Raw genomic sequence first — 26,452 nt, forward strand, 5'->3', positions numbered from 1 at the left:
GTCGCAATCCACACCAGGCCAGAAGGCCCTCACCCATTTCAAGATCCCTCAACCGAGACCTGCATCACCCGTCCACAACCTCCCTGGACAGAACAGCTAGGCCGTCTCGTCTCCCCCGTCAGGCGCCCGCCGGGTGCGGGTCCAGGCCAGCAGCTGTTCCGCCGGCCAGGTGTTGACGACCCGTTCCGGCGGGACCCCGCACTCCGCCGCCCGTGCGCAGCCCAGGATCTGCCAGTCGAGCTGGCCCGGCGCGTGCGCGTCGGTGTCGATCGCGAAGAAGGTGCCCGCCCCGGCCGCCAGGCGCAGCAGCCGCCGGGGCGGATCCAGCCGTTCGGGACGGCTGTTGACCTCCACGGCCGTCCCGGACTCCGCGCACGCGGCGAACACGGCCTCCGCGTCGAACGTCGACTCCGGGCGGGTGCGGCCGGTCACCAGCCGGCCCGTGCAGTGCCCGAGGACGTCCATCAGCGGGTTGCGCACCGCCGCCAGCAGGCGCCGCGTCATGGCGGGGGACTCCATCCGCAGCTTCGAGTGCACGGAGCCCACGACCACGTCGAGCCGCTCCAGCAGCTCCGGCTCCTGGTCGAGCGAGCCGTCCGGCAGGATGTCGCACTCGATCCCGGTCAGCAGCCGGAACGGCGCCCACCGCCCGTTCAGCTCCGCCACCGCCTCCAGCTGTTCGCGCAGCCGCCCGGGCGACAGGCCCCGGGCGACCTTCAGACTCGGCGAATGGTCCGTCAGCACCGCCCACTCGTGCCCGAGCCCGGCCGCGGCCCGGCCCATCGCCTCGATCGGGCTCCCGCCGTCCGACCAGTCCGAGTGCAGGTGGCAGTCCCCGCGCAGCGCCGCGCGCAGCGCCGTGGCGGCGGGGCCGGGCGGCGGCCCCTCGGGCATCGCGGCGGCCTCGTCCTCCAGCCCCTGCAAGTACCGGGGAACCTCCCCCCGCAGCGCCTCGCGCACCACCTGTGCGGTCTTCGGCCCGATGCCCCGCACCGCCTCCAGCGTCCCGGCGGCGGCCCGCCCGGCCGTCTCCCGCTCACCCATCCGGGCCAGCGCCGAGGCGGCCGTACGGAAGGCCCGGACCCGGTACGTGGGGGCCTGCGCGCGCTCCAGCAGGAAGGCGATGCGGTCCAGCGCCGCCACCGGGTCCATGGGCACCTCCTCACGCTGCCAGTGTCCCCGCGCTCCCGCGGGGCGGCGAGCGCGGAGCGGACCCCGCCCGGACGCGGGCGCGCCGCACGGCCGGGTGCGCGATCATGGTCCGCATGTCCGACCGATTCACCACCCGGGTCCTCGACCTGACGACCGGCCGCGCCGAGACCGTCACCGACCTGACCCGCCACTGCGAGCGCTTCCTGGCCGAGGCCGCGGCCGGCCGCGACGGCCTGCTGAACGTCTTCGTCCCGCACGCCACCGCGGGCATCGCCGTGATCGAGACGGGCGCCGGCAGCGACGACGACCTCCTCGACGCGCTCCGCACCCTGCTCCCCGCCGACGACCGCTGGCAGCACCGGCACGGTTCCCCGGGCCACGGCCGCGACCACGTCCTGCCGGCGTTCGTCCCGCCGCACGCGACCCTTCCGGTCGTCGGCGGCCGGCTCCGGCTGGGGACCTGGCAGTCGGTCTGCCTCGTCGACACCAACCAGGACAACCCGGAGCGCCAGGTCCGCCTGTCCTTCCTCGGGTAGCGGCCGGCCCGGGCGGATCAGCCGGCGTCGTCCCCCTCGGGCGGGGCCACGCGCTCGGTGAGCGTGAACAGGGCCCCGTCCGGGTCCCGGAGCATGACCGAGCGCTCCTTGCCGTCCGAGGTGATCACCGAGACGGTGCGGCCGCCGAGGTCGAGTGCCGCCTCCACGGCCGGCTCCAGCTCCGGGACGCGGAAGTGGACGTGCCAGCGAGGCCGGGTGTGCGGGGTGTAGGCGCCCACCTCCACGGGCCCGCTGTCCAGCCGGGCCACCGGCTCCCCGCCCTGCCGCAGGACGACCTGGTCCTCCTCGTACGCGACCTCGCAGCAGCCGGGGCGGCCCGTGGCCCACTCCAGCACCTCCCCGTAGAAGAGGGCCGCGTCGAAGGCGTTGCGGGTGCGCAGCTCCAGCCAGGCGGGTGCCGGGCCCCGCCCGACGCGCCAGCCCGCGGTGACCGGCCCCTGCCAGATGCCGAAGACCGCCCCGTCGGGGTCGGCGACCAGCGCCGCCCGCCCGCCTCCGGGGAAGGAGACCGGGCCCACCGCCACCGTGCCGACGCGCTCGCGGATCCGGGCCGCCGCCACGTCGACGTCGTCGACGGCGAAGTACGGGGTCCAGGCCACCGCCACGGCCAGGTCGCCGGCCAGCGCCCCGATCCCGGCGACCGGCACCCCGTCCTGCACGGCCATCGAGAAGGCCGAGCCGAACCGGGCCGGACGGAAGGTCCAGCCCACGACCGCTCCGTAGAAGCGCTGGGACGCCTCCAGGTCGCGGGCCATCAGACTCACCCAGCAGGGGGCCCCGAACACGTCCTTCGTCGAAATCTCCACGACACAAGGAGTAGCGCCCGGGCCCCCTCCGCGCGGCGCAGGCGCGCCCGCAGGTCATCACCACCAGTAGGCGGGGTACCTCGGTGCGGTGCGGCGGACGCGGGAGCCGGCGTAGCCGGTGAGGACCAGGAGCACGGTCGAGCCGAAGAGCAGCGGGACGAACCGCGCGGGCTCCGGCGTCTGGAGCACGGTGATCACGGCCGTGGCCACGGCCGGCGAGTGCGGGGTGCGGGCGAGGGTCAGCACGGCGAGGGTGAGCCCCGCCGCCACGGCCGCCGCCCAGGCGGAGCTGCCCGCGGCCGCCAGCACCGCGTAGCCGCAGGCCACGCCCATCAGGTGGCCGACGATCACCCCGCGCGGCTGTGCCAGGGGCAGGGTGGGGGCGCTGTGCACCAGCGCGGCGCTGGCGGCGAGCGGGGGTATCAGCACCGGCTCGTGGATCGCCGCGCCGATGGCGACGAGGGCCAGCAGCACCGTCGTGACGGCGCTGATGCTGTGGAACGCGGCCAGGGCGCTGGGCCGGGGCGGGGCGCCGGGAGCCGTGACGGGCGCCGGGGGCGCGTCGGGCGTACGGGTGGTGGCGGCAGGCATGCGGGAGCAGGATTTCGGTGCGGGGCCGGGGCAGGGAGGCGGGCGGCCTCACCCCACGCGGTGGTCGACCGGAAGGCGGGGCCGCGCGGCCGGCGCGTGTGCGGCCGACGCGATCCGGACATGAGTGTATCGGCCGTGTGCGCACGGACGGGCGGCAGGTCCCGGGGAAGGGGGACGGCGGGCGAACCGCCGGGGAGGGCCGGACGTGATCGTGTGCAGGACGGCGGAGCACGCCGAAGGCAGGAAGGAACGGCACCCACGATGACGCACCCGCATCCCGCCGGGGTCCCGACGGACCTCGACACGGTGATCGCCGAAGCCCCCGCCGACGCGACCGGAGCGCTCTGGCGGCTCACCGGGGCCGGACGCGCCCTGGACTCCAACCTGGTCCGGCTGCGTCCCGGCGCGGCCATCGCGGAGCACGCCGAGCCCCTCCTCGACGTCCTGCTCCTCGTCGTGTCCGGCGGCGGCCGCATCGAGACCCCGGACGGCGCGCACCCGCTGCGGGCCCACTCGGCGTGCTGGCTCCCGCGCGGCACCCGGCGCTCCCTGACCGCGGGGCCCGGCGGCCTGGCGTACCTGACGGTCCACACCCGCCGCCCCGGGCTCGCCATCGGCTCCGCCGCCCCCGCCGAGGGCGGCGAGCCGGCCTGCCTCCTCCACCGGGTCTGCCCCGCCTGCGGCCGCCCCGCCGCCGAAGCCGCGGCCCGCTACTGCTCCCGCTGCGGGACGGAGCTCCCGGAGTAGGCGACGCCCCCGCCCCGCCGCCCGGAGGGGGCGGTGGGACGGGGGCGTGCGGCGGTCAGAAGCCGCAGTTCGTCACCCACTTGTGGGAGGAGATGCGGTCGTTCCACTCCCACGGGATGTTGCCCGCCGAGCCGTTCGGGGCGCAGGTGGAGGCACCGCCGTAGTTGATGTCCGCGTACACCCGGACGTCGCCCAGCGCGCCCGAGTAGCCGTTGTTCCACCAGGACGAGGCCCGGTCGTTCATGTCGTAGTCGTTCCCCGCCCCACAGGTGCGCCAGTCGGCGTCGTTCCCGCTCCAGCCGCAGGCCGGACCGCCGCGGTTGGTGTCCGCCCAGACCCAGTAGTTGCCGTCGGCGGCCACGCCGGAGGCATCGGCCGGGGCGGTGGCGCCGGCCGGGGCGGCGCCGGCCGGGGCGCCGGAGAGGGCCAGCAGGGGCAGCGCGAGCGCGCAGGCCAGCATCGTCGTACGGAACTCAACCACGGGATCCTCCTGGTGACGTGGGTCGGTCGTGCTGGGACACGACGCGCTCCGCCCTGGGGAGCGCGGCGTTCTGGAGCCGCCGGCCGAGGGTGATGTCGTCCCGGTGACGGGCGCGGACTTCCTCCCCGTAGGCGCGGTCCAGAGCCTGGGAGACCCGGCCCAGCGGGGTGCTGGTCGCGCAGGTCGCTTCGGTGACCGCGAGGGCGGTCTCGGCGGCGTCGGCCCGGTCCGGCGCCAGGCCCTCGGCGAGGGCGGCCGCCGCCTGCCGGGACTCGGCCGGGGAGGCGTACGGCCGGCCCGCCTCCTTCATGCAGGCCGCCCACCGGCCGACCGCCTCCGCGTACCGGGCGTCGCGGCGCACCCGCTCCTCCTGGGCGGGGCGGAGGTTCATCGTGACGACCTTGGCGCGGAACCAGGCGGCCAGGTCCCCGTAGAGGGTCCGCTGCGCCTGCGCGATGCACCCCTCGGTGCTCGCCGTCAGGGTCATGCCGGTGGGGGCGGTGGCGGACAGTCCCGTCGGGGAGGCGCCCATGAGCGCGGTCCGGGCGGCCGCGCGCTCGCGGGCCGGCAGCCGGTGGAAGTACCGCTGGTTGGGGTCGGCCGCCCGGGCCCCGGCGGCCGCCCGCTCCGCCCGGCCCCCGTAGCCGTGGGCGCGGGCCCACTCCACGTCGTCCAGCCCGTACGGGAAGGAGCGCCCGGCCCCCTCCTCCGGGGCCGGTCCGGTGACCTCGTACACGAAGCCCCGCGCCGCCATGCAGCGGCTGATCAGGATCTGCTCCGCCCGCGCGAGGACGCGGGACTGGCCGGCGGTGGGCTCCGCGGCGGACGCCCGCCCGCGCTCCGGCGTCCCCTGCGCCCCGCACCCGGCCAGGGCCAGCGCCGCCGCCAGGGCGGCCGCCACCGGGGCCCTCCGTACTCGCCTCATCCGTCCCGACCCCCTCCGAGGGTGCCCGTGCCGCCGTGCGCGGCCCGTCGTCCGGACCCAGGTGTAGCCGCCTCCCGTTGTTCGCCGTCGGGGCCCTGGAACTGAACAAACAATTGCTGAACAATCCACCCCGGCAGGTCCAAAACGGGCCCGGGGGAAGGGGCGGCGCATGGCACGCAGGGAACGTCCGCTGGAAGGGGAGGACGGGCCCCTGCGGGAGTTCGCCACCGCCCTGCGCCGGCTGCGCCACGAGGCCGGGTCACCCCCGTACCGCGAGATGTCCGCGCGCGCCCACTACTCCGTCGCGACCCTGTCCGGCGCCGCCGCCGGCCGCCGGCTGCCCAGCCTGGACGTGACCCTCTCCTACGTCCGCGCCTGCGGCGGGGACCCGGGGGAGTGGGAGCGCCGCTGGCGCGCCGCCGCCGTGCGGCTGGCCGCCGACGGCGCCGGATCCGGGCCCCCGGAACCCGCCGTGCCGGGCCCGCAGGGGCTCCCGTACGTCGGCCTCGCGCCCTTCCGCACCGAGGACGCGGCCCTCTTCTTCGGCCGGGAACGTCTCGTCGAGGACCTCTTCACCGCCCTGACCCGGCACCGGGTGGTCGCCCTCGTGGGCGCCTCCGGGGCCGGCAAGTCCTCCCTGCTGCACGCCGGACTGCTGCCCCGGCTGCACGCCGACCGCCCGGCCCGCGCCGTCACCGTCCTCACCCCCGGCCCGCACCCCCTCGACCGCGCCCGCCGGGCCCTCGCCGCGGACCCCGGCGCCGGCGCGGACGGCGACGCGGTCGAACGGGTGCTGGTCGTCGACCAGTTCGAGGAGGTCTTCACCGTCTGCGCCGATCCCGCCGAACGCACCCGGTTCGTCACCGCACTCGTCGGCGCCGCCCGGCGGCCCGGCTCCGGCTGCCGGGTGGTCCTCGGCGTGCGCGCCGACTTCTACGCCCACTGCACCCGCCACCCCGAACTCGTCGACGTGCTCCGCGAGGCCCAGGTCGTCGTCGGCCCGATGAGCGCCGCCGAACTGCGCCGCGCCGTCGTGGAACCCGCCCGCCGGGCCGGCCTGACCGTCGAGGGCGGCCTCCAGGCCACCCTCGTCGCCCACGCCCACGGCCAGGTCGGCGTCCTGCCCCTGCTCTCGCACTCCCTCCTGGAGACCTGGCGGCGGCGCCGGGGCGCGGCCCTCACCCTGGACGGGTTCCACGCCGCCGGCGGCTTCGAGGGAGCCCTCGCCCAGTCCGCCGAATCCCTCTACGCGTCCCTCTCCGCGCCCCAGCAGCGTCTCGCCCGGCAGGTCTTCGTCCACCTCATCGCCCTCGGCGAGGGCACCGAGGACACCAAACGGCCCGTCGTCCGCGCGGAGCTGGGCCAGGACGGCGACACCCGCACCCTCCTGGCCCGGGCGGCCGCCCTGCGGCTGCTCACCCTCGACCGCGGGGCCGTCGAGCTCACCCACGAGGCCCTCATCCGGGCCTGGCCCCGGCTGCGCGACTGGCTCACCGACGACCGCGAGCGCCTGCGCCGCCACCGCCAGCTCGCCGAGGCCGCCCGCGCCTGGGAGGCCGTGGGGCGCGACCCCGGAGCCCTGCTGCGCGGGGCCCCGCTCGCCCTGGCCCGCGAGCTCACAGCCGACGGCGGCGGCACCTCCGTCCTCACCGCCGGGGAGGCGGAGTTCCTCGCCGCAGGCGCCGCCGCCGAGGCCGCCGCCGGGGACTCCGCCCGCCGCCGCACCCGCCGGCTGCGCCTGCTGGTCGGCGCGCTCGCCGCCCTCGTCGTGGTGGCCGCCGTCGCCACCGGCAGCGCCGTCCGCGCCGAGGACGAGGTCACCCGGCAGCGCAACGACGCGGTCGCCCAGAACCTCGCCGACACCTCCGCCGGGGTGGCCGCAGCCGAGCCCGGCCTCGCCGTGCAGCTGGGCCTCACCGCCTACCGGCTCTCACCCACCGCCCGGACCCGCGACGGCCTGCTGTCCGCGCTGATGACCTCGCTGCCCGCGCACGACAAGGAGGTCGTCGCCCTCGCCTACCGCCCCGACGGCCGCCAGCTCGCCACCGCGAGCGGCGACCGCACCGCCCGGCTGTGGCAGACCCGGGGGAGCGGCCGCCCCACCCCCGTGGCCACCCTCGCCGGCCACGGCGCCGCCCTGCGCGCCCTCGCCTACCGGCCCGACGGCCGCGCCCTGGCCACCGCCGCGGCCGACGGCGGAGTCCGGCTGTGGGACGTCGCCGACCCCGCCCGTGCGGCCGTCGCGGCCGAACTCCCCGCGCGGGAGGCCGACGTGCGCGCCCTCGCCTTCAGCCCCGACGGCCGCACCCTCGCCACCGCGGGCGCGGCAGGCGGCGTCCACCTGTGGGACGTCGGCGACGTCACCGGTGCCGACGGCCCCGCCCGGCGGCCCGCCGAGACCGCGCCGGTCCCCGGCCACCGGGACACCGTCCGCGCGGTGGCCTTCAGCCCGGACGGCCGGGTCCTCGCCACCGGCGGGGAGGACGCCACCCTCCGGCTGACCGACGTCGCCGACCGTGCCCGGCCCGCCCCGCTGGCCGTCGTACGGGGCCACGACACCGCCGTGTTCTCCGTCGCCTTCGCCCCCGACGGCCGCACCCTCGCCACCGGCTCCGGCGGCCGCACCCCGGTCCGGCTGTGGGACGTGACCGAACCGCGCCGGCCCGCGCCGCTCGCGGCACTGACCGGGCACACCGACGTCGTCGGCTCGGTGGCCTTCGCCCCGGACGGCCGCACCCTGGCCAGCGCCGGGGACGACCGCACGGTCCGGCTGTGGAGCGTGGCCCCGGGCAGCCGGCCCGCCCCGTCGGCCACCCTGAGCGGGCACGCCACCGCGGTCGGCTCCGTCGCCTTCAGCCCCGACGGGGCCGTGCTGGCCTCCGCGGGCTACGACAGCACGCTCCGGCTGGCGGACAGCGACCTCGACCGCGCCCTCGCGGGGGCCTGCGCCCACGCCGGCCCGCGGATCACGCGCGCACAGTGGGCCTCGTACCTCCCCCATCTGGACTACGCGCCGCCGTGCACCGGCCTCGAACGCCCCTGAAGCCCTACTGTCGTCACATCCCCGCAGAAGGCAGGCCCCCATGGAGAGCCCCCAGGTCCCCGTCGTCCCCGTCATCGACCTCGGAGCGTGGCGCACCGGCGGCCCCGCCGACCGGGCCCGGATCGCGGGCCGGGTGGACGGGGCCCTCCAGGCGGCCGGTTTCCTGCTGGTCGCCGGGCACGGGGTGGATCCGGCCCTGCCCGCCCGGATCCGGGAAGCCGCACGTTCCTTCTTCCGGCTGCCGCCCGAGGTGAAACAGCCGTACGCGGTCGCCGTCGGCGGACGCGGCTGGCTCGGCCCCGGCGCGGAGGCCAACGGCTACGCAGAGGGCACCGCCTCACCGCCCGACCTGAAGGAGTCCTGGTCCTTCGCGGCCGACGAGCCCACCGGCGTGCCCCCGGTGGACGCCGAATGGTTCCGGCCGAACACCTGGCCCGCGGAGGTTCCGGGCCTGCACGCGCCGGTGACCGCGTACCTGAGGGCGATGCGCGCCCTCTCCGACGAGCTCCTGGAGCTGCTCGCGGCGGCCCTGGCCCTGCCCGGGGACCACTTCACCCGTCACACCGGCCACCCCACCTGGGGGTTCAACGTCAACTGGTACCCCGGCACCGAGACCGTCGGAACGCCCCTGCCCGGACAGTTCCGCATCGGGCCGCACACGGACTTCGGCACGGTCACCGTCCTGGACCGGGAGCCGGGCGCGGGCGGACTCCAGATCCACACCGACGCCGGCGGCTGGCAGGACGCCCCCTACGACCCGGCGGCGCTCACCGTCAACATCGGCGACCTGCTGGCCCGCTGGACCGGCGACCGCTGGCGGGCGGGCCGCCACCGGGTCCTGCCGCCGCCCGCGCACGCCCCGGCGGAGGAACTGGTCTCGCTCGTCTACTTCTACGAGTGCGACGCCCACACCCGCGTGGAGTCCCTGCCCGCCCCGGTCGGCCGGGTGGCGCACGAGCCGGTCGACTCGCACGCCTACCTGCGCGCCAAGCTCGACCAGATCAGCGTCGGCTGAGCCGGCCCGGGCCCGGCCCGTCCCCGGTCACCCCTGGTTCCCGTCCCCGATTACCCCTGGTCGGGCCCGGTTCGGCAGGATGTGGGACATGACCGAGATCCGCACCCCCCGCCTCCTCCTCCGCCGCTGGTCCGACGACGACCTCGTGCCCCTGTCGGAGATCACCTCAGACCCGGACGTGATGCGCTGGATCGGCGACGGATCCGTGCTCGACCTCGACGGGACCGCCGAGGCCATCGAGCTCTGGGAGGAGGAGTGGGACGACGAGGGCTTCGGCGTCTTCGCCGTCGAGCTCCTCGCCTCCGGCGAGCTGATCGGCGCCGTCGGGCTGTCCGCCGCCGACGACCTGCCCGAGACCCGGCACCAGGTGCAGATCGGCTGGCGCCTGGGCCGGCCCTTCTGGGGTCAGGGCTACGCCTCCGAAGCCGCCCAGGCCACCCTGGAGTTCGCCCTCCAGGACCGCGGTCTCGACCGGGTCGTCGCCGTCAACCGGGTCGGCAACGAGGAGTCCGCGAACGTGATCCGCAAGCTCGGCATGGCCCACGACGGAGACACCACCGACCCCGCCACCGGAGCACCCGTCACCCTGTACGGCATCGACCTCACCGAGTACGCGGGCTGACCCGGCTGCCGCCGTGCCCGCGTTAGGGTACCGTCAGGCAGAAGTCAGGCTTTGGTAAGTCATAAGATCGGCTTATGGGGTCATAAACGGGAGGCGGGTAGGGGGTTAGGGTGGCCTTAGTTTAGGGTTTCCTTGATCAGTCAGATTGTCGGTCGAAGGGAACCCAGTCATGCCTCGCCCTCTGCGGGTAGCAATCGTCGGCGCCGGCCCCGCCGGTATCTACGCGGCCGACGCGCTGCTGAAGTCGGAGGCGGCCGCGGACCCCGGCGTCTCGATCGACCTCTTCGAGCGCATGCCGGCCCCCTTCGGCCTGATCCGGTACGGGGTCGCCCCCGACCACCCGCGCATCAAGGGCATCATCACCGCCCTGCACCAGGTCCTCGACAAGCCGCAGGTCCGCCTCTTCGGCAACGTCGACTACCCCGGCGACATCTCGCTCGACGAGCTGCGCTCCTTCTACGACGCCGTGGTCTTCTCCACCGGCGCCACCGCCGACCGCGCCCTCGGCATCCCCGGGATCGAGCTCGACGGATCGTACGGCGCCGCCGACTTCGTCTCCTGGTACGACGGCCACCCCGACGTGCCGCGCACCTGGCCGCTGGAGGCCGAGAAGGTCGCCGTCCTCGGCGTCGGCAACGTCGCCCTGGACGTCGCCCGCATCCTCGCCAAGACCGCCGACGAGCTGCTGCCCACCGAGATCCCGCCGAACGTCTACGACGGCCTCAGGGCCAACAAGGCGCTCGAGGTCCACGTCTTCGGCCGCCGGGGCCCCGCGCAGGCCAAGTTCAGCCCGATGGAGCTGCGCGAGCTCGACCACTCGCCCAACATCGAGGTCATCGTCAACCCCGAGGACATCGACTACGACGAGGGCTCGATCACCACCCGCCGCTCCAACAAGCAGGCGGACATGGTGGCCAAGACCCTGGAGAACTGGGCGATCCGCGACATCGGCGACCGCCCGCACAAGCTCTTCCTGCACTTCTTCGAGTCCCCGGCCGAGATCCTCGGCGAGGACGGCAGGGTCGTCGGCCTGCGCACCGAGCGCACCGAGCTCGACGGCACCGGCAACGTCAAGGGCACCGGCGAGTTCACCACCTGGGACGTCCAGTCCGTCTACCGGGCCGTCGGCTACCTCTCCGACGAACTGCCCAAGCTCCCCTGGGACGTCGAGTCCGGCACCGTCCCGGACGAGGGCGGCCGCGTCATCGAGGGCGGTGAGCACATGGCGTCGACCTACGTCACCGGCTGGATCCGGCGCGGTCCCATCGGCCTGATCGGGCACACCAAGGGCGACGCCAACGAGACCGTCGCCAACCTCCTGGAGGACCACGCCCAGGGACGGCTGCTCACCCCTTCCGCCCCCGAGCCGGAGGCGGTCGAGGCCTTCCTCGCCGAGCGGCAGGTCCGGTACACCACCTGGGACGGCTGGTACCGGCTCGACGCCGCCGAGAAGGCGCTGGGCGGGCCGCAGGGCCGTGAGCGCGTGAAGATCGTGGAGCGCGAGGAGATGCTCGGGGCGAGCGGCGCGTGAGACACCGGTGGGGCCCGCCTGCGGCGGGCCCCACCGGTGCGTCCGGGGTCAGTCCCCGATCGAGGTGATCTTCCGGGTCTGCAGGTCGGCCTGGACGTGGACCGTGGTCGTGCTGTTGCCGCTCCAGGTCAGAGCCACCGCGGCGTTGGTCTTGCCCATCCCGCTGTCGACCGAGGTCACCTTCCACCGGAGCGGAACGTTCTGGGCGCGCAGCACACCGTCGGCGTGGTTGGCCTCCTCCCACTGCCTCAGCTCCCGCTGGAGCGGCTCGGAGAGGTAGGCGGCCCGCAGCCGGTCCGCGGTGCGGCCGTCGCCGTCGTAGACCGCGTCGATGTAGGCGCCGTAGAAGTCGGCGATCCGGGTGAACGCCCCTTCCGGGCTGCCGGAGACGGACGGCGGCGCGGCGGCCGTGGCCGAGGTGCCGGCGAGGAGGGCGAAGGAGAGGGCGGCCGCGCCCGCGGCGGCGGCGAGGGCGACGGACGTGGCGCGCTGGTTCGGGAGCTTGAGCATCGGTCGGTACCTTTCCCCGTGATCACGTGCTGCCGGTACGGTCCCCGGCTGCCCCGGAAGACGGGGGGCCACCGCCAACGGGTTCTCCTTGTCCGGGAAATGGCGAGATTTCGCTCGTACGGGCGATCCGTCCCCCCGAGTCCGCGCGGCGGTGGAATGCGGCGGACCGGGCCGGGGTTGCGACGGACGCGACATCCGACTCCGTACGCACTGGAGAGCTCATGAAGATCGGCATCATCGGCGCCGGCAACATCGGCGGCAACCTCACCCGCCGGCTCACCGCACTCGGACACGAGGTCCGCGTCGCCAACTCCCGCGGCCCCCACACCCTGGCCGGCCTGGCCGAGGAGACCGGAGCCACCCCCGTCGCGGTCGCCGAGGCGGCCCGCGGCGCCGAGATCGTCGTGGTCACCGTCCCCTTCAAGAACCTTCCCGACCTGCCCGCCGGGCTCTTCGAGGGGGCCGCCGAGGGGTTCACCGTCATCGACACCAACAACTACTACCCGCGCCAGCGCGACGGCCGCATCGCCGCCGTCGAGGACGAGGGCCTCACCGAGAGCCGCTGGACCGAAGGCCGGCTGGGCCACCCGGTCGTCAAGGCCTTCAACGGCACCTACGCGATCGACATCCTCGAACGGGCCCGCCCGGCCGGGGACCCGGACCGCATGGCCCTGCCCGTCGCCGGCGACGACGAGGCGGCGAAGAAGGCCGTCCGCGCCCTGATCGACGAGCTCGGCTTCGACACCGTCGACGCGGGCGGCATCGACGAGTCCTGGCGCCAGCAGCCCGGCACCCCCGTCTACGGGCTGCGCGCCGGCGCCGAGGAGGTCACCCGCGCCCTGGCCGAGGCCTCGCCCGTCCGCACGGAGGAGTTCCGCGGCTGAGCCGCGCGGCGGCGGCCCGGACCCCGGCGGTGCCGGCGGTCCGGGCCGGCCGAGGGGGTTCGGCCGCCCGCGGCGCGGTCCACCGGGCAGACTGTCCGGCGTGACGACTATGAGCAAAGGCGCCAATCTGCCGGTCTCGGCACCCTCCGTCAGAGCCGTGCTCGGCTGGTCCGGCGGGCCGGGCGTGCCCGACGTGGACGCGTCCGCGCTGCTGCTGGCAGGCAGCGGACGGGTCCGCTCCGACGGGGACTTCGTCTTCTACAACCAGCCGCGGCACGCCTCCGGCGCCGTACGCCACGTGGGCAAGCGGCCGGGGGCCGACACGCTCGACGTGGACCTGGCCGCCCTGGAGCCGGACATCGCGCGCGTCCTGCTCTGCGCCTCCGCCGACGGCGGCACCTTCGGGCAGGTCCCCGGGCTCCACCTGAGGCTGCTCGACGGGGTGTCGGGGGCGGAGGTGGCCCACTTCGCGATCGAGGCCGGACCGGAGACCGCCCTGGTGGGCGGGGAGCTCTACCGGCGGGCCGGCGCCTGGAAGTTCCGGGCCGTGGGCCAGGGGTACGCGAGCGGGCTCGCGGGACTGGCCACGGACTACGGCATCACCGTGGACGACGCCCCGCCCGCGGCCGCCCTCGCCCCCGCGCCCGCGCCGGTGCCCGAGCCCGTCCGGCCGCCCGCCCCGGCGCCCGCGCCCGCCCCGGCGCCCGCGCCCGCCCCGGTCCCGCCCCCGGCACCCGCCCCCGTGCCCGCGCCCGTCGCGGTCCCCGTCGCGGCGTCCGCCCCCGAACCCGCCGGGACCGCCGTGCGCCTGGTCAAGGGCGAGGAGTGGCTGCCCCCGGAGATGCGCGGCCGGCTCTCCCTGCGCAAGGAGCAGGTGGCCGTCAGCCTCCGCAAGGCCGGCGCCGCCGACGTCACCGCGCGCGTCGTCCTCGTCCTCGACGCCTCCGGTTCGATGAGCACCCTCTACTCCCGCGGCACGGTGGCCGGCGTGGTCGAGCGGATGGCCGCCGTCGCCGCCCAGCTGGACGACGACGGCGAGATGCAGGCCTGGACGTTCGCCACCAACCCCGCCCGCCTTCCCGACCTCGCCATCGGCGACCTCCCGGAGTGGCTGCGCCTGCACGTGCGCGTCGGCCAGATGGCCGTCTTCGGCCGCAAGAGGGCGCCCAAGGGCCTGCTCCCCGGCCAGGTCGACATGCGGCACGTGGGCTTCCAGAACGAGGAGCAGAAGGTCATCGCCGAGGTCCGCGCCTTCGTACGGGCCCACCCCGTGCCCGCGCCCACCCTGGTCCTCTTCTTCTCGGACGGCGGGGTGTACCGCAACGCCGAGATCGAGCGGGAGCTGCGGGAGGCCGTGGAGGAGCCGGTGTTCTGGCAGTTCGTCGGTCTCGGCCGGGCCGGCTTCGGCGTACTGGAGCGCTTCGACACCATGCCGGGCCGCCGGGTCGACAACGTCGGCTTCTTCGCCGTCGACGACATCGACCGGATCTCGGACCCCGACCTCTACGACCGGCTCCTGTCGGAGTTCCCCTCCTGGATCCGCGCCGCCCGGCAGGCGGGCATCCTGCGCTGAACCCCCGGGCTCCCGGTGGAGCGCGGACCGGTCGGACCCCTTGACCCCAAGCTGGTCCAGACCAATCATGAGGCGTCCGCCCGTTCGCTCGCGCCCCACCGGGAGCCTTCGTTGAGACTGCGTCAGCATGCCCTCCGCCGCTTACTCGCGGCCTGCGCCACCCTCGCCACCTCCGCCGGACTGCTCGCCGCCGCCGGCGCCGGGCCCGCCCGGGCGGCCACCCCCTACGCGGCCACCCCACTGCCCGCGCACGTCTTCGCGCCCTACTTCGAGGCGTACTCCTCCGACAGCCCCGCCGACCTCGCGCAGAAGTCCGGCGCGAAGTACCTGACGATGGCCTTCGTCCAGACCGAGGCCAAGGGCTCCTGCACCCCGTACTGGAACGGCTCCACCCGGCAGCCCGTCTCCGACTCCGTCTTCGGCGCCGACTTCGCCGCGATCCGGGCGCGCGGCGGCGACGTCATCCCCTCCTTCGGCGGCTACGCGGCCGACAGCGGGGGCACCGAGATCGCCGACAGCTGCACCAGCGTCGACGCGATCGCCGCCGCCTACCAGAAGCTCGTCACGACCTACGACGTCAGCCGCCTCGACATGGACATCGAGGACAAGTCGCTGACCGACAAGGCCGGTGTCGACCGCCGCAACCAGGCCATCAAGAAGCTCCAGGACTGGGCCGCCGCCACCGGCCGCCCCCTCCAGATCTCCTACACCCTCCCCACCACCACGAGCGGGCTCGCGAGCAGCGGACTGGCCGTCCTCAAGAGCGCCAAGGCGGCCGGAGCCCGGGTCGACGTGGTCAACCTGATGACCTTCGACTACTACGACGGCGCCGCCCACGACATGGCGGCCGACACCCGCACCGCCGCCACCGGCCTCTACGACCAGCTCGCCGCCCTCTACCCGGACCGGACCCCCGCACAGCTGTGGGGCACGATCGGCGTCACCGAGATGCCGGGCATCGACGACTACGGCCCCGCCGAGACCTTCACCACGGCCAACGCCACCGCCGTCTACGACTGGGCCGTCTCCAAGGGCCTCGACACCCTCTCCTTCTGGGCCCTCCAGCGCGACAACGGCGGCTGCCCCGGTACCGCAGGCTCCGACACCTGCTCCGGCATCGCCCAGGACCCCTGGTACTTCACCCACGCCTTCGCCCCGTTCACCGGCGGCGGCGGACCCGTCGCCGACGACTTCTCGGTCTCCGTGGCCCCCGGCTCCGCCTCCGTCGCCCCCGGCGCGACCGCCACCGCCACCGTCTCCACACAGGTCACCTCCGGCGCGGCGCAGCCCCTCACGCTGACGGTCTCCGGCGCCCCCGCAGGCGTCACGGCCACCCTCACCCCCGACGCGGTCACCGCCGGCGCCACGGCCCGGCTCACGGTCGCCGCCTCGACCACCGCCGCGCCCGGCACCTACCCGCTCACCGTCACCGCCGCAGGCGGGTCGAGCCACGCCACCGGCTTCACCCTCACGGTCTCCGGCCCGGGCGGCGGCAGCGGCGCCCTGGTCAACGGCGGCTTCGAAACCGGCTCCCTCGCCCCCTGGACCTGCGAGAACGGCGGCTCGGCCGTCACGGCGCCGGTCCACTCGGGCACGTACGCCGTCCAGGGCGACCCGGACTCCGCCCACACCGGCGAATGCGCCCAGACCCTCACCCTCGCCCCCGACACCACCTACACCCTCAGCGGCTGGGTCCAGGGCGCCTACGCCTACCTCGGAGTCCGCGGCGGCGCGAACGCCAGCACCTGGACCAGCGCCACCGGCTGGACCAGGCTGACGGTGCCCTTCACCACCGGCGCCTCCGGAACCGTCACCGTGTACCTCCACGGCTGGTACGGCCAGGGCGCGGTCCGCGGCGACGACCTCACCGTCGTCTAGCCGCCCCGCGTTAGGCTCGGCCCCACCGCCCGGGGCCGCAGCCCCGCCGGGCGGTACGGACCCGAGGGAAGGAAACCCCGCATGCCCGGCCCCGCCGCCGTCAGGATCCTGCGCGCCGCCGACCGTGCCGCGGTGCCCTGGAAGAACGGCGGCGGGGTCACCCGCGAGATCGCGGCCGCCCCCGAGGGGGCCGGGACGGAGGACTTCGGCTGGCGGGTCAGCCTCGCCGAAGTCGCCGCCGACGGGCCCTTCTCGGAGTTCCCCGGAGTCGACCGCACCCTCACGCTCGCCGAGGGCGCCGGCATGGACCTCACGGTCTCCGGGGTCCCGCGCCGCGTCGACGAGCGCTACGCGCCCTGCGACTTCCCCGGCGACGAGCCGACCGGGTGCCGGCTGCTGGACGGACCCGTCGTGAACTTCAACGTGATGTACCGGCGCGGCCGCGTCGAGGCGCACACCGCCGTCGTCAGGGGCGCACTCGCCCTCGCCGTCCCGCCGCAGACCGTCCTCCTGGTCGTCGCCCTGGAGGGACCGGCCCGCCTCGACCACTCCGGCGGGAGCGTCGCACTGGGCCCGTACGACGCCGTCCTGCTCGAGGCCGCGGCGGCCCCGTGCCGGGTGCGCACCGAGGGCCGGACGGCCGTCGTCGCCCTGCGGACCTCCACCCCACGCGAATGAGCCGGTCACACCGGTGCTCCGGACAACCCCAACTCCCCACGCCCCGGCGGCCCCCGGGGTCATGCGGGCGCAGTGCCCCGTGCAGAATCGACCGGTGACCACGACCGAACCCGAGACGGACCCCTTCGACGAACACCGAAGGCTCCTGTTCGCCACCGCCTACCGCATGCTGGGCACCGTCAGCGACGCCGAGGACATCGTCCAGGACGCCTGGCTGACCTGGAACAAGGCCGACCGGTCGGAGGTGCGCCACCCCAGGGCCTACCTCGTCCGCACGGTCACCAACCTGTCCCTGAACCGGCTCACCTCCGCCCGGGCCACCCGGGAGGAGTACGTCGGCCCGTGGCTCCCCGAGCCCCTGCTCACCTCGCCCGACGTGGCGCAGGACCGGGAGCTCGCCGAGAGCGTCTCCATGGCGATGCTGGTCGTCCTGGAGACCCTGTCGCCCGTGGAGCGCGCCGTGTTCGTCCTGCGCGAGGTCTTCGGTTTCTCGCACGCGGAGATCGCCGGCTTCCTCGACCGCGAGGAGCCGGCGGTCCGGCAGATCTCCTCCCGCGCCCGCAAGCACGTCGCGGCCCGCAGGCCGCGTTTCGACACCGACAGCGCGGAGCGCGAGCGCGTCACCGACCGCTTCCTGACCGCCTGCGCCGGGGGCGACATCAACGCCGTCCTGGAGATGCTCGCCCCCGACGTCACCGCCTGGTCGGACGGCGGCGGCAAGGTGACCGCCGCCCGCCGCCCGCTCCACGGCCCGGACCACGTGGCCCGCTGGCTCTTCGGTGTCCTGTCCAAGCCCGGCAACGCCGGTGCCGTCATCACCCCGGCCCTCATCAACGGCGAGCTCGGCCTGCTCACGCGGGTGGGCGACACCCCGATCGCCGCCGTCACCTTCGACCTGGAGAACGGCCTGCTCCGCAACCTCCGCATCCAGGTCAACCCGGACAAGCTCGCGGGCCTGCGCACCTGACCCCCCCCGCCCGGGCCGGCCCCCGCGGGGCGGGGGCCGGCCCGGGCGGGCGCCGCGGAGGCCGCCCGGCGGATCCGCACCGGCGGCGCCCACCACGCCGCCGTGGACGTGCACACCCCGTGAGAACAAGCGCGGCAGGCCCCTCGCAGCCGCACGTGGTACACGAGCGGGGCTCGAGTCCCCCCCGAGCCGGGCACCAATCGCGCACCACCGCAGCTGGCTACCTTTCGGAGACCGACCGCACGTCCAGCACCAAAGGGGGAGCCACGTGAACAACGCGCTCACCGCCGGCCGCATCGCGGCATCGTTCGAGGATCTCGTCGGCGAGACGCCGTTGCTCGAACTCCAGCTCGACGGCCTGCCCGCCACCGCCCGGGTCCTCGCCAAGTTCGAGGCCGCCAACCCGCTGTCCAGCATCAAGGACCGGGCCGCCCTCTTCATGCTGCGGGCCGCGGAGGAGTCCGGCGCGCTCGTACCCGGAGCCACCGTCATCGAGTCGACCTCCGGCAACACCGGCATCGCCCTGGCCGCGCTCGCCGCCTCCCGGGGCTACCGGTGTCTGATCGTCCTCCCCTCCAACGCCTCCCGCGAGCGCGTGCTGACGCTGCGCATGCTGGGCGCCGAGGTGGAGTTCACCGACCACACCCTCGGCTTCCGCGCCTGCTGCGAGCGCGCCGAACAGCTGCACGCCGAGATGCCCGGCTCCTGGTACGCGCGCCAGCACGAGAACCCCGACAACGTCCGGGCGCACTACACGACGACCGGCCCCGAGATCTGGCGGGACTCCGGAGGCCGCGTCGACTACCTGGTGTGCGGGATCGGGACCGGCGGGACCATCACCGGCATCGCCCGCTACCTGCGCGAGCGCAACCCCGACCTCAAGGTGGTCGCGGTCGAACCCGCGGGCTCCGCGCTGCTGTCCGGCGGCGAGCCCGGCCCCCACCGCGTCCCCGGCCTCAACGGCGGCTTCATCAGCCCCGTCACCGACGTCCACCTCATCGACGAGGTGATCGCCGTCGAGGACGAGGACGCCGCCGCCACCACGCGCGCCATCGCCGCCCGCACCGGGCTCCTCGTCGGGATCTCCGCGGGCGCGGCCGCCTACGGCTGCCGCGAACTCGCCCGCCGGCACGACCTGTCGGACGCGGTCGTGGCGACCGTGTTCCCCGACAGCGGCGAGCGCTACCTCAGCTGGTGGCCGGAGGCGGCGTCCGCCGACCGGTCCTGAACGGCGGCCCGGGGCCGCCCCACGGTGCGCCCGGGCCCGCCCCCACTCCTTCCCCACCCCCACGCCTGCCCGAGTACGAGCCTGAAATTCCCTGCCGCCGCAGGGGGAGAAGAGAGCGAATGAACCCCGAGCGCACCCTGCTGCTCGTCGGTGGAACCGACGAGACCGTGCAGAAGGCCCACGACCTGGGGCTGAACGTGCTGCTCCTCCAGCACCCGACGAAGGTGAGCGAGGTGCAGAACCGGCTCGCCGCCGCCGTCGAGGTCGTCGACTTCACCGAGTGGTCCCTCGTCGAGCCCCTGGTGCGGGCCTGGCACGAGAGCCCCGGCTTCGCCGCGGTCGTCTCCCTCACCGAGCCGGGGCTCGAGAACGCGGGCCGGATCAACGACCTGTACGGGCTCGGGGGCACCGGCTACGAGGTCACCGCCAGGATCCGGGACAAGGCCGCCATGCGCCGCTACGTCGCCGAGCACGACCCGGAGCACGCGGTCGGGGCCCGCTCCCTGAAGACCCGTGAGGACCTGGACGCCTTCGGCGCCTCCTACGGCTTCCCCTTCATCGTCAAGCCCGTCGACGCCACCGCCAGCATCGGCGTCATGCGGGTGCAGGGACCCGAGGACGCCGACCGGGTCTGGGACGAGGTCACGCGCCTCTCGGGCACCCGTACCGACCGGGTCTCCTCCCTCTTCGTCCTCAAGGACTTCCTCATGGAGGAGTTCCTGGACGGCCCCGAGTTCAGCGTCGAGTCCTTCAGCTTCGCCGGCCGCCACGTGATCGTCACCATCACCGAGAAGTTCACCTCGGACGGCCACTTCGCCGAACTGGGCCACGCGGTTCCGGCCCGCCTCTCCGAGGCCGACGACGCGGCGATACGCGAGGGCATACGCGGCTTCCTCGACGTGATGGGCATGCGCGACGGCGTCTGCCACACCGAGGTCCGCCTCACCGCCAAGGGCCCGCGCGTGATCGAGGGCCACAACCGCATCGGCGGCGACTCCATCCCCGAACTGGTGCGCAGCGCCTTCGGCGTCGACCTGGTCACCCTCGCCGTCGGCCAGCCGTTCGGCCTGGTCGAGGAGCTGCCCGACCGGCCGCGGGCGCACGGCGGCGCCGCCGTGCGCGCCCTGGTCGGCACCCCGGGCACCACCGTCGAGTCGGTCGCCGGCCTCGACGGGGCCCGCGCCGCCGAGGGCGTCATCTCCGTCACCGTGGGCGCCAAGCCCGGCGACGGCGTGCGCGTGCTCACCGACAACTGGGACCGGCTCGGCCTGATCGCCGTCGCCGCCGAGGACACCACGGCGGCGATCCGCCGCGGGGCCGAGGTGATCCGCGAGCACATCCGCATCACCCTCGCCCACCCCGACGGCGCCACCGTCCTCGCGCAGCCCTCCGAGATCGCCCCCCGCGAGAACCTGCTGATCATCCACCGCAACCCGCTGGAGCCGTTCCCGTACCGCTCCTGGCTGCCGGACCACACCGGCGACATCGTGGTCCTCGCCAACCGTGAGAAGATCGAACTCGCCGGCGAGAAGATCCCCGACGGCAACCTCGGCTACACCCGCCTGGAGATCCACGACGACTTCGACTCCCCGGAGTTCGAGGCCCGCGCCCTCGAACTCATGGCGGAGCACCGGATCACCGGCGTGACCGTGCTGCACGAGGGCGACATGGACCTCGCCGCCCGGCTGCGCCAGCGCTTCGGGCTGCGCGGCCCCTGGCAGGACGACGTCAAGCCCTTCCGCGACAAGGCCCTGATGAAGACCCGCGCCCAGGCCTCGGGCATCGAGGTCGCCGCCTGGGTCCAGCCCCGCACCGCCGACGAGGCCCGGGCCTTCGCCGAGGCCGAGGGCTTCCCCCTGGTCTTCAAGGAGCGCAGCGGCTTCAACGCGATCGGCCTGCGCATCCTGCGCGACGGGGCCTCCTTCGAGGAGAGCCTGACGGAGGCGTACGCCGCCGGCGAGCGCGACGACGTCCTGCTGGAGGCCTTCGTCCCCGGCCGCATGTGCCACGTCGACGGCGTGGTGCGCGACGGCCGGCTGGCCATGGCCTGGCCCTCCCAGTACCAGTACGACCTGTCCTCCTTCGCCTCCGACCCGGGCCCGCGCATCGACCTGACCCTCGACGAGGACGACCCGGTCACCCCGCGCCTGCTCGACCTCGCCGAGCAGGTCCTCGCCGCCCTGGCCCCCGAGGGCTCCCGGCTGCGCGACCACGCCTTCCACATGGAGGTCTTCCTCACCCCCGACGACCGGCTGGTGCTGTGCGAGATCGCCTGCCGTCCCGGCGGTGCGAAGATCCGCGAGGTCTTCCACAGCCTGTTCGGGGTGCACCTCGGCGAGTACGCCGTGCGCGCCGACGCGGGCCACCCGCTCCACGAGGCCGTCCGCCGCGGCGACGACCCGGCCGGGCTGCCGCGGCCGCGGCACATGGCGGGCCAGCTGCTCATGATGAAGCGGCCCGGGCTCGTGCGCGAGCTCCCGGCGGTCCCCGACGAGCCCTGGCTCGACGGGTTCTGGCTCTACGCCGAGGAGGGCCAGGTCATCGCCCCGGCCTCCGGCTCCTCCGACTTCCTCGCCGCCGCCGTGGGCACCGCGCCGAACCGCACGGAGTGCGAGCGCCGGCTGCGCGAGCTCGGCGCGTGGGTGCGCGAACACAGCGTGATCGGGGACGCGTCATGACGGCGGCCCGCCTGTCGGCGAAGACGCGGTACATGCTGGGCATGGTGGTCGACGCCACCGGGGCCGGCATGTACCTGCCGCTGTCGCTGCTGTACTTCCACCACGTGACGGGGCTGCCGCTCACCCAGGTGGGCACCCTGATGACGGCCGCCGCGGTGATCGGTCTGATCAGCAACCCGGCGGCGGGCGTCCTCATCGACCGGTTCGGCGCCAAGGCCGTCGTCACCGGCGGGTACCTGCTGCGGGCCGCGGGCTTCTGCACGTATCCGCTGGTGGACAACGGCTACACGATGTTCTGCGTGATCCTGTTGGTGGCGCTGGGCGACACCTCGTTCCCGCCGGCCATCCAGTCGTTCATCGCGGAGTTCGTCAAGGGCACCGAGCGGGACAAGCTGCTCGCCGCGCAGCGCAGCCTGCGCAACGCCGGCCTGGGCGTGGGCGGTCTGATCGCGGGCGGTGTCCTCGCCCTCGGGAGCGACGCGTTCTACTACGTGATCGTGTTCTGCACGGCCGCCGGGTACGTGCTGGCCGCCGTCTGCTTCGGGTCCATCCCGATCCCGCGTACGGCGCCCGGCGAGGGGGCGCCGCGGGTCTCCCGCAAGGGCGGCTACCGGCTCGTGGCGCGCAACCGGCCGTTCCTGGCCCTGACCCTGCTCAACGTGCCGACCGCCTTCGGCTACACGGTGCTCGCCGTCGGCATCCCGGCGTACGTCACCCAGGACCTGGGCGCGTCCACCTCGCTGGTGGGCGTCCTGTACGCCGTCAACACGGTCGGGATCGCCCTGCTGCAGATCCCGGTCACCCGGGCGCTCGTCGCCTTCCGCCGCTCGCGTGCGGTGGCCCTGGGCGCGGCGGTGTTCGCCGCCTCGTTCGTGGTGTTCGCCACCCTCGCCGCGGTGGGGGACAAGTCCGTCATCATGGTGGGCATCTTCGCCGCGACGGTCCTGTTCACGGCGGGCGAGCTGATGCACGGCGCCACGGCCTCGGCCCTGTGCGCGCAGGCCGCGCCGGAGGAGACGCGGGGCCGGCACCTGGCCGTCTACCAGCTCTCCTGGGCGGTGCCCAGCGCGCTGGCCCCGGCCGTCCTGACGGCCCTGCTCACGCTGTCGCCGACGGCGATGTGGCTGGTCCTGGCGGTGGGCGCGACCGTTTCGGCCCTGGGTGTCCTGCGCCTGGAGCCCAGGCTGCCGCGGGAGGCGGTCTACCCGGCCCCGCAGCCGGCCAGGACCGTCCCCGCCGAGCCCGCGCCGGCGGCCTGACCGCCGCCGGCCGCTGCCCCGAGCCCCCTGCCGGGCCGCGTTCCCGCGGCCGCCGGGCGGGGGGCTCGGGCGCGTGCCGTCGGCGGTCTCAGGACGGGAGGCCGGTCGGCAGGGGGGTGCCGCTCGGGACGGCGGTCCCGGCGGGCTCCGGCCCGCTCGTGCGGCCCGGCCCGCCCGTCCGGCCGGGGGTGCCCGTCGTGCCCGGGGTGCCCGTGCGGCCCGGCGTCGCGGCGGTCGGTGCGCCCGTGAGGACCTCCACCCGGCCCGTGTCGAGGGAGTAGTAGCCGCCGACCACGGCGAGGGCGCCCTTGTCCACGAGGGGGGCGAGGTCCCTGTTGGCGCGCAGGTCGTCGGCGGTCAGGGTGATCTGGTTGCGGATCATCCGGTCCACCGGGTCCGGGCCGCCCTGCCGGACGGTCTGCTCGTACGCCGGCCGCAGGGCCCGGGCGATCGCCTCCAGGTTGCCGGGCAGCCGCTTCCCGTCGCGCGCCGCCTCGTACGCCGCCTGGACGGCCCCGCAGCGCTGGTGCCCGAGCACCATGACCAGCGGGGTGGCGGAGGTCATCGGCCCGTACTCCACGGAGCCGGTGACGACCGGGCCGACGGCCTGACCGCCCGTGCGCAGGACGTACAGGTCGCCGAGCCCGGTGTCGAAGACCAGCTCGGGCGGCACCCGGGAGTCGATGCAGGCCAGGACCACCCCGTACGGCGTCTGGCTCTGGGCGACCAGCTCGCGGCGCGTGGGGTCGCGGTCGGGGTGGCGGAGCGTGCCGTCCACCCACCGCCGGTTGCCCGCCATCAGCCTCGCGTAGGCCTCGGCCGGCGTGTCCGTCCGCGGGTTCGGCGCGGCGGGCTCGGGCCGTGCCCGGGTACGGCCGGGCCCGCCGGCCGTACCCGTGCAGGCGGAGAGCGTGCCCGCGGCCAGCGCCAGGCCGCCGGCCAGCAGGGCCGAGCGGCGCGGCGGTCCTGCCCTGTCCATCGCGTGTTCCTCCGGGTCGCCGTGCGGGTCCCGTGCGCGGCGACCCAGGCGAGTATCGGGCGCAGTGCGGGGGCGGCGGCCCCAGGCGCGAGCGGGGGAGGCCCGGTTTCGCACCGTCGGCCCAGCCCGGAGCGGCGGTCAGGAGGGCAGCGCGCGCGCCGTCACGGGCTGGGAGGGGGCCTGGTGGCCGCCGGAGGCCAGCATGCGGACCTCGCCCCGGTCGCTGATCTCCGCCCGGACGATGCCGGTGGCATCGGAGTAGACCGGATGCCCGCCGGGCCCGGTCGACTCCGTCCGGTCCACGACCACGGTGTCCCCGTCCACCCCGGCGCCGCCGGGGAACGTCAGCTCGTACCGTCCAGCGCTCATTCCTCCATCGTGGGCCGCCCCCGCCCGCCCCGCCTTCCGGCTTTGCCCCCTCTTTGCCGCGACCGGGCGGCGGTGTCCGCCGACCCCCGTCCTAGACGGGCGCGGTGCAGATCACGTCGTACGGGCGCCCGACCGACAGGGTCAGCTCCATGGGCTCGGTGGTGCCCGCCGGGCACTGCCCCTTCTCCTCGACCAGGCCGAGCACCGTGAAGGCGTCCCGCCCGGCGGAGACGCAGGCCACCTCCTGGGCGGAGGAGGAGACGCAGTCGCCCTTGACCAGCTGCCCGCCGCCGGCCCCCGCGTCCCCGGGGTGGTCGCCGGAGAGGTTGCGCCCGCAGACCGTGTGGGTGGGGATCCCGCCGCCCTTGGACCCGTTCTCGGCGGAGGACCCGTACGACACGGACACGCGGATCATCAGGTCCGTCCCGGCCGGGCACTGGACCGAACCGGGGAGGATCCCGGCCGAGGTGACCTCCAGGGCCTTGAAGGTGGCGCCGGGTTCGTCGCAGCCGAGCGGCCGGTAGCCGTCCGGCGCCTGCTTCGGGTCGGGGCCGCCGCAGTCGCCGACCTGCCAGGAGCCGCTGCGGCCCTTCGAGGAGGAGGACCCGGACGGGCCGTCCTCGCCGCCGCAGGCCGCCGTGAGCACGAGGCCCAGGCCGAGCGCCGCCACGAGGCCGGCCCGCCGGGCGGTACTGCCGTGCTGGAACATGGTTCTCCCTATCGCTTCGGTGCGTCCGCCGCCGCAGGGCGGTACGCGAACCGGTCGGCGCCGCGGCGCCCGCGCTTGTCCAGCGGCAGCACCCCCGTGGCCGCCGCCAGCCCGAACGGCGGCATGTCGAAGTAGATCGCCTCGTACGAGCCCTGGGGCGCGACGTACGTCTCGTGCCAGAGCCCCACGTGCCCCCGCATCCGGCCGGCCCGGTCCTTGCGGTTGATCGCGGCCCACATCCGGTGGTGCAGCGCGTCGGGCGCCGCCGCGTAGGCGTAGAGCTTCTCCCTGGACTCCCAGTACTGGACCACGTAGTAGGTGCGCGGCGAGGCCGTCAGCAGGACGTGGCCCAGGAGCCCCCGGGCCCGGTCCTTCTTCAGCTCGCGCAGCATCCGCGGCATGCCGGTGAACACGGGCAGCCAGGAGTGCACGGCCCAGAAGCGGTTGATGCGCATCCCGATCAGCAGGACCACGGCGTCACCCTCGAGGGCCGCCGTGGTGCGGCCCGGAACCGGTTTGGCGAACACGAGGCCTCCGGAGGTGTATGCGGTTGGATAGCGCCACTGTCCAACAGGGCGCAATGGGATAGTGGCGCTATCCGAGGAAAGGCGCAAGGGATGCGGCTGTCAGAGTTGAGCGAGCGCAGTGGCGTCTCCACCGCGACCATCAAGTACTACCTGCGAGAAGGCCTGTTGGCGCCCGGGCGGCGGGTCAGCGCCACCACCGCCGACTACGACGAGGCCCACCTGCGCCGACTGCGCCTCGTCCGCACCCTGCTCCAGGTCGGCGGGCTGTCGGTGGCCACGGCCCGGGAGGTGCTGGGGCACGTGGACGACGACGCGCTGGGCCGTTCGATCCGTCTCGGCGCAGCCCTGTGGGCGTTGCCGCACCCTCCCGCGCCGGACGCCGAGGAGGACGACGGGGCCCGGGCGGCGGCGCGCCGGGAGGTCGACCGGCTGCTGGAGGAGGTGGGCTGGGAGAGCGCCCGCGAACTCGCCCCCCTCAACCCGGACCACACCTCGCTGGTGGAGGCGGTCGCCTCGCTGATCAGGCTGGGCTACCCGTGGAACGCGGAGATGATGACCCCCTACGCCCGGATGATGCACCAGGTCGCCGTCCACGACCTCGACTTCGTGGAGACCTACCCCTCGGAGGCGGAGCGGGTGGAGGCGGCCGTGGCCGCCACCATCCTCCTCGAACCGATCCTCCGGGCCATGCACCGCATCGCGCAGCAGGAGGAGACGGTCCGCCGGTACGGGATCACCTGACG

At 75.1% G+C, this 26,452-nt stretch carries 25 protein-coding genes; 15 read left to right on the forward strand and 10 right to left on the reverse strand.

From position 1 onward, the window contains the following. Positions 1-96: 96 nt before the first annotated feature. Positions 97-1,152 carry a PHP domain-containing protein gene (locus AB0469_RS30630; RefSeq protein ID WP_366454706.1) on the reverse strand — a complete coding sequence of 352 codons (1,056 nt, stop codon included), beginning with the start codon at positions 1,150-1,152 and terminating at the stop codon, positions 97-99. 113 nt (positions 1,153-1,265) lie between these two features. Here AB0469_RS30630 and AB0469_RS30635 point away from each other — a divergent pair, with 113 nt between their 5' ends. Then, the gene (locus AB0469_RS30635) at positions 1,266-1,688 is read left to right on the forward strand and encodes a secondary thiamine-phosphate synthase enzyme YjbQ (protein WP_366454707.1); all 423 of its coding nucleotides are present in this window, start codon (positions 1,266-1,268) and stop codon (positions 1,686-1,688) included. Positions 1,689-1,705: 17 nt separating this feature from the next. On the opposite strand, the gene AB0469_RS30640 is transcribed toward AB0469_RS30635, so the two are convergent. Both AB0469_RS30640 and AB0469_RS30645 read right to left on the reverse strand, forming a co-directional pair. After that, positions 1,706-2,464 (reverse strand): VOC family protein, encoded by a 759-nt coding sequence (locus tag AB0469_RS30640; protein WP_366454786.1) that lies wholly within the window; start codon positions 2,462-2,464, stop codon positions 1,706-1,708. 108 nt (positions 2,465-2,572) lie between these two features. Beyond that, complete coding sequence (locus AB0469_RS30645; RefSeq protein WP_366454708.1) at positions 2,573-3,106, reverse strand: HPP family protein; 534 nt, start codon at positions 3,104-3,106, stop codon at positions 2,573-2,575. Positions 3,107-3,367: 261 nt separating this feature from the next. Between AB0469_RS30645 and AB0469_RS30650 the strand changes: the two genes are divergently transcribed. After that, positions 3,368-3,853, forward strand: coding sequence for a hypothetical protein (locus AB0469_RS30650; protein ID WP_366454709.1), 486 nt, complete (start codon positions 3,368-3,370; stop codon positions 3,851-3,853). Positions 3,854-3,908: 55 nt separating this feature from the next. Here AB0469_RS30650 and AB0469_RS30655 read toward each other — a convergent pair whose 3' ends face one another. Together AB0469_RS30655 and AB0469_RS30660 are read right to left on the reverse strand one after the other, a co-directional pair. Beyond that, positions 3,909-4,334 (reverse strand): peptidase inhibitor family I36 protein, encoded by a 426-nt coding sequence (locus AB0469_RS30655; protein ID WP_366454710.1) that lies wholly within the window; start codon positions 4,332-4,334, stop codon positions 3,909-3,911. Further along, entirely contained in the window at positions 4,327-5,235 is a 909-nt protein-coding gene (locus tag AB0469_RS30660) for a hypothetical protein (RefSeq protein ID WP_366454711.1), read from the reverse strand. Before AB0469_RS30660 ends, AB0469_RS30655 begins: the two co-directional genes overlap by 8 nt. 193 nt (positions 5,236-5,428) lie before the next feature. On the opposite strand from AB0469_RS30660, the gene AB0469_RS30665 reads away from it, so the two are divergent. The 4 genes from AB0469_RS30665 to AB0469_RS30680 all read left to right on the forward strand — a co-directional run bounded on the left by AB0469_RS30665 (position 5,429) and on the right by AB0469_RS30680 (position 11,470). Further along, entirely contained in the window at positions 5,429-8,302 is a 2,874-nt protein-coding gene (locus AB0469_RS30665) for a hypothetical protein (protein ID WP_366454712.1), read from the forward strand. A gap of 40 nt (positions 8,303-8,342) precedes the next feature. After that, a complete protein-coding gene (locus AB0469_RS30670; RefSeq protein ID WP_366454713.1) occupies positions 8,343-9,317 on the forward strand; it encodes a 2-oxoglutarate and iron-dependent oxygenase domain-containing protein in 975 nt (324 codons plus the stop codon). An 88-nt stretch (positions 9,318-9,405) separates the two neighbouring features. Continuing rightward, positions 9,406-9,939: a GNAT family N-acetyltransferase gene (locus AB0469_RS30675; protein ID WP_366454714.1), complete on the forward strand. Its 534-nt coding sequence runs from the start codon at positions 9,406-9,408 to the stop codon at positions 9,937-9,939. A 169-nt stretch (positions 9,940-10,108) separates the two neighbouring features. Further along, positions 10,109-11,470, forward strand: coding sequence for an FAD-dependent oxidoreductase (locus AB0469_RS30680; RefSeq protein ID WP_366454715.1), 1,362 nt, complete (start codon positions 10,109-10,111; stop codon positions 11,468-11,470). Positions 11,471-11,518: 48 nt separating this feature from the next. Here AB0469_RS30680 and AB0469_RS30685 read toward each other — a convergent pair whose 3' ends face one another. Continuing rightward, a complete protein-coding gene (locus AB0469_RS30685; protein WP_366454716.1) occupies positions 11,519-11,980 on the reverse strand; it encodes a hypothetical protein in 462 nt (153 codons plus the stop codon). Between the two features lie 26 nt (positions 11,981-12,006). Between AB0469_RS30685 and AB0469_RS30690 the strand changes: the two genes are divergently transcribed. The 8 genes from AB0469_RS30690 (at position 12,007) to AB0469_RS30725 (ending at position 23,125) form a co-directional block, all read left to right on the forward strand. Then, positions 12,007-12,864 carry an NAD(P)-binding domain-containing protein gene (locus AB0469_RS30690; protein ID WP_366454717.1) on the forward strand — a complete coding sequence of 286 codons (858 nt, stop codon included), beginning with the start codon at positions 12,007-12,009 and terminating at the stop codon, positions 12,862-12,864. Positions 12,865-12,973: 109 nt separating this feature from the next. After that, a complete protein-coding gene (locus AB0469_RS30695; protein ID WP_366454787.1) occupies positions 12,974-14,437 on the forward strand; it encodes a VWA domain-containing protein in 1,464 nt (487 codons plus the stop codon). A gap of 117 nt (positions 14,438-14,554) precedes the next feature. Then, complete coding sequence (locus AB0469_RS30700) at positions 14,555-16,315, forward strand: glycosyl hydrolase family 18 protein (protein WP_366454788.1); 1,761 nt, start codon at positions 14,555-14,557, stop codon at positions 16,313-16,315. A gap of 81 nt (positions 16,316-16,396) precedes the next feature. Further along, positions 16,397-16,993 (forward strand): HutD family protein, encoded by a 597-nt coding sequence (locus AB0469_RS30705; RefSeq protein WP_366454718.1) that lies wholly within the window; start codon positions 16,397-16,399, stop codon positions 16,991-16,993. Positions 16,994-17,087: 94 nt separating this feature from the next. Further along, positions 17,088-17,960, forward strand: a complete 873-nt coding sequence (locus AB0469_RS30710; RefSeq protein WP_366454719.1) for an RNA polymerase sigma-70 factor — start codon at positions 17,088-17,090, stop codon at positions 17,958-17,960. 268 nt (positions 17,961-18,228) lie between these two features. Then, a complete protein-coding gene (locus AB0469_RS30715; RefSeq protein ID WP_366454720.1) occupies positions 18,229-19,188 on the forward strand; it encodes a cysteine synthase family protein in 960 nt (319 codons plus the stop codon). Positions 19,189-19,307: 119 nt separating this feature from the next. Further along, a complete protein-coding gene (locus tag AB0469_RS30720) occupies positions 19,308-21,866 on the forward strand; it encodes an ATP-grasp domain-containing protein (RefSeq protein ID WP_366454721.1) in 2,559 nt (852 codons plus the stop codon). Next, positions 21,863-23,125 carry an MFS transporter gene (locus AB0469_RS30725; protein ID WP_366454722.1) on the forward strand — a complete coding sequence of 421 codons (1,263 nt, stop codon included), beginning with the start codon at positions 21,863-21,865 and terminating at the stop codon, positions 23,123-23,125. Before AB0469_RS30720 ends, AB0469_RS30725 begins: the two co-directional genes overlap by 4 nt. Before the next feature lie 88 nt (positions 23,126-23,213). Here AB0469_RS30725 and AB0469_RS30730 read toward each other — a convergent pair whose 3' ends face one another. The 4 genes from AB0469_RS30730 to AB0469_RS30745 form a co-directional block, all read right to left on the reverse strand. Next, the gene (locus tag AB0469_RS30730; protein ID WP_366454723.1) at positions 23,214-24,104 is read right to left on the reverse strand and encodes a carbonic anhydrase; all 891 of its coding nucleotides are present in this window, start codon (positions 24,102-24,104) and stop codon (positions 23,214-23,216) included. 138 nt (positions 24,105-24,242) lie between these two features. Beyond that, complete coding sequence (locus AB0469_RS30735; RefSeq protein WP_366454724.1) at positions 24,243-24,473, reverse strand: DUF6296 family protein; 231 nt, start codon at positions 24,471-24,473, stop codon at positions 24,243-24,245. A gap of 91 nt (positions 24,474-24,564) precedes the next feature. Continuing rightward, positions 24,565-25,182 (reverse strand): hypothetical protein, encoded by a 618-nt coding sequence (locus AB0469_RS30740; RefSeq protein WP_366454725.1) that lies wholly within the window; start codon positions 25,180-25,182, stop codon positions 24,565-24,567. Positions 25,183-25,190: 8 nt separating this feature from the next. Then, entirely contained in the window at positions 25,191-25,709 is a 519-nt protein-coding gene (locus AB0469_RS30745; RefSeq protein ID WP_366454726.1) for a DUF4188 domain-containing protein, read from the reverse strand. Positions 25,710-25,799: 90 nt separating this feature from the next. Here AB0469_RS30745 and AB0469_RS30750 point away from each other — a divergent pair, with 90 nt between their 5' ends. Then, positions 25,800-26,450, forward strand: coding sequence for a MerR family transcriptional regulator (locus AB0469_RS30750; protein ID WP_366454727.1), 651 nt, complete (start codon positions 25,800-25,802; stop codon positions 26,448-26,450). Positions 26,451-26,452 lie beyond the last annotated feature (2 nt).

The sequence above is a fragment of the Streptomyces sp. NPDC093801 genome (genome assembly GCF_040701585.1).
Taxonomy (GTDB): domain Bacteria; phylum Actinomycetota; class Actinomycetes; order Streptomycetales; family Streptomycetaceae; genus Streptomyces.

What these genes read in the sequence shown, in the direction of transcription:
- AB0469_RS30740 (WP_366454725.1), bottom strand. Translation starts at nt 25,182, where the DNA reads ATGTTCCAGCACGGCAGTACCGCCCGGCGGGCCGGCCTCGTGGCGGCG.
- AB0469_RS30680 (WP_366454715.1), top strand. Translation starts at nt 10,109, where the DNA reads ATGCCTCGCCCTCTGCGGGTAGCAATCGTCGGCGCCGGCCCCGCCGGT.
- AB0469_RS30685 (WP_366454716.1), bottom strand. Translation starts at nt 11,980, where the DNA reads ATGCTCAAGCTCCCGAACCAGCGCGCCACGTCCGTCGCCCTCGCCGCC.
- AB0469_RS30750 (WP_366454727.1), top strand. Translation starts at nt 25,800, where the DNA reads ATGCGGCTGTCAGAGTTGAGCGAGCGCAGTGGCGTCTCCACCGCGACC.
- AB0469_RS30670 (WP_366454713.1), top strand. Translation starts at nt 8,343, where the DNA reads ATGGAGAGCCCCCAGGTCCCCGTCGTCCCCGTCATCGACCTCGGAGCG.
- AB0469_RS30695 (WP_366454787.1), top strand. Translation starts at nt 12,974, where the DNA reads ATGAGCAAAGGCGCCAATCTGCCGGTCTCGGCACCCTCCGTCAGAGCC.
- AB0469_RS30640 (WP_366454786.1), bottom strand. Translation starts at nt 2,464, where the DNA reads ATGGCCCGCGACCTGGAGGCGTCCCAGCGCTTCTACGGAGCGGTCGTG.
- AB0469_RS30725 (WP_366454722.1), top strand. Translation starts at nt 21,863, where the DNA reads ATGACGGCGGCCCGCCTGTCGGCGAAGACGCGGTACATGCTGGGCATG.
- AB0469_RS30630 (WP_366454706.1), bottom strand. Translation starts at nt 1,152, where the DNA reads ATGGACCCGGTGGCGGCGCTGGACCGCATCGCCTTCCTGCTGGAGCGC.
- AB0469_RS30665 (WP_366454712.1), top strand. Translation starts at nt 5,429, where the DNA reads ATGGCACGCAGGGAACGTCCGCTGGAAGGGGAGGACGGGCCCCTGCGG.
- AB0469_RS30675 (WP_366454714.1), top strand. Translation starts at nt 9,406, where the DNA reads ATGACCGAGATCCGCACCCCCCGCCTCCTCCTCCGCCGCTGGTCCGAC.
- AB0469_RS30735 (WP_366454724.1), bottom strand. Translation starts at nt 24,473, where the DNA reads ATGAGCGCTGGACGGTACGAGCTGACGTTCCCCGGCGGCGCCGGGGTG.
- AB0469_RS30650 (WP_366454709.1), top strand. Translation starts at nt 3,368, where the DNA reads ATGACGCACCCGCATCCCGCCGGGGTCCCGACGGACCTCGACACGGTG.
- AB0469_RS30730 (WP_366454723.1), bottom strand. Translation starts at nt 24,104, where the DNA reads ATGGACAGGGCAGGACCGCCGCGCCGCTCGGCCCTGCTGGCCGGCGGC.
- AB0469_RS30635 (WP_366454707.1), top strand. Translation starts at nt 1,266, where the DNA reads ATGTCCGACCGATTCACCACCCGGGTCCTCGACCTGACGACCGGCCGC.
- AB0469_RS30705 (WP_366454718.1), top strand. Translation starts at nt 16,397, where the DNA reads ATGCCCGGCCCCGCCGCCGTCAGGATCCTGCGCGCCGCCGACCGTGCC.
- AB0469_RS30645 (WP_366454708.1), bottom strand. Translation starts at nt 3,106, where the DNA reads ATGCCTGCCGCCACCACCCGTACGCCCGACGCGCCCCCGGCGCCCGTC.
- AB0469_RS30720 (WP_366454721.1), top strand. Translation starts at nt 19,308, where the DNA reads ATGAACCCCGAGCGCACCCTGCTGCTCGTCGGTGGAACCGACGAGACC.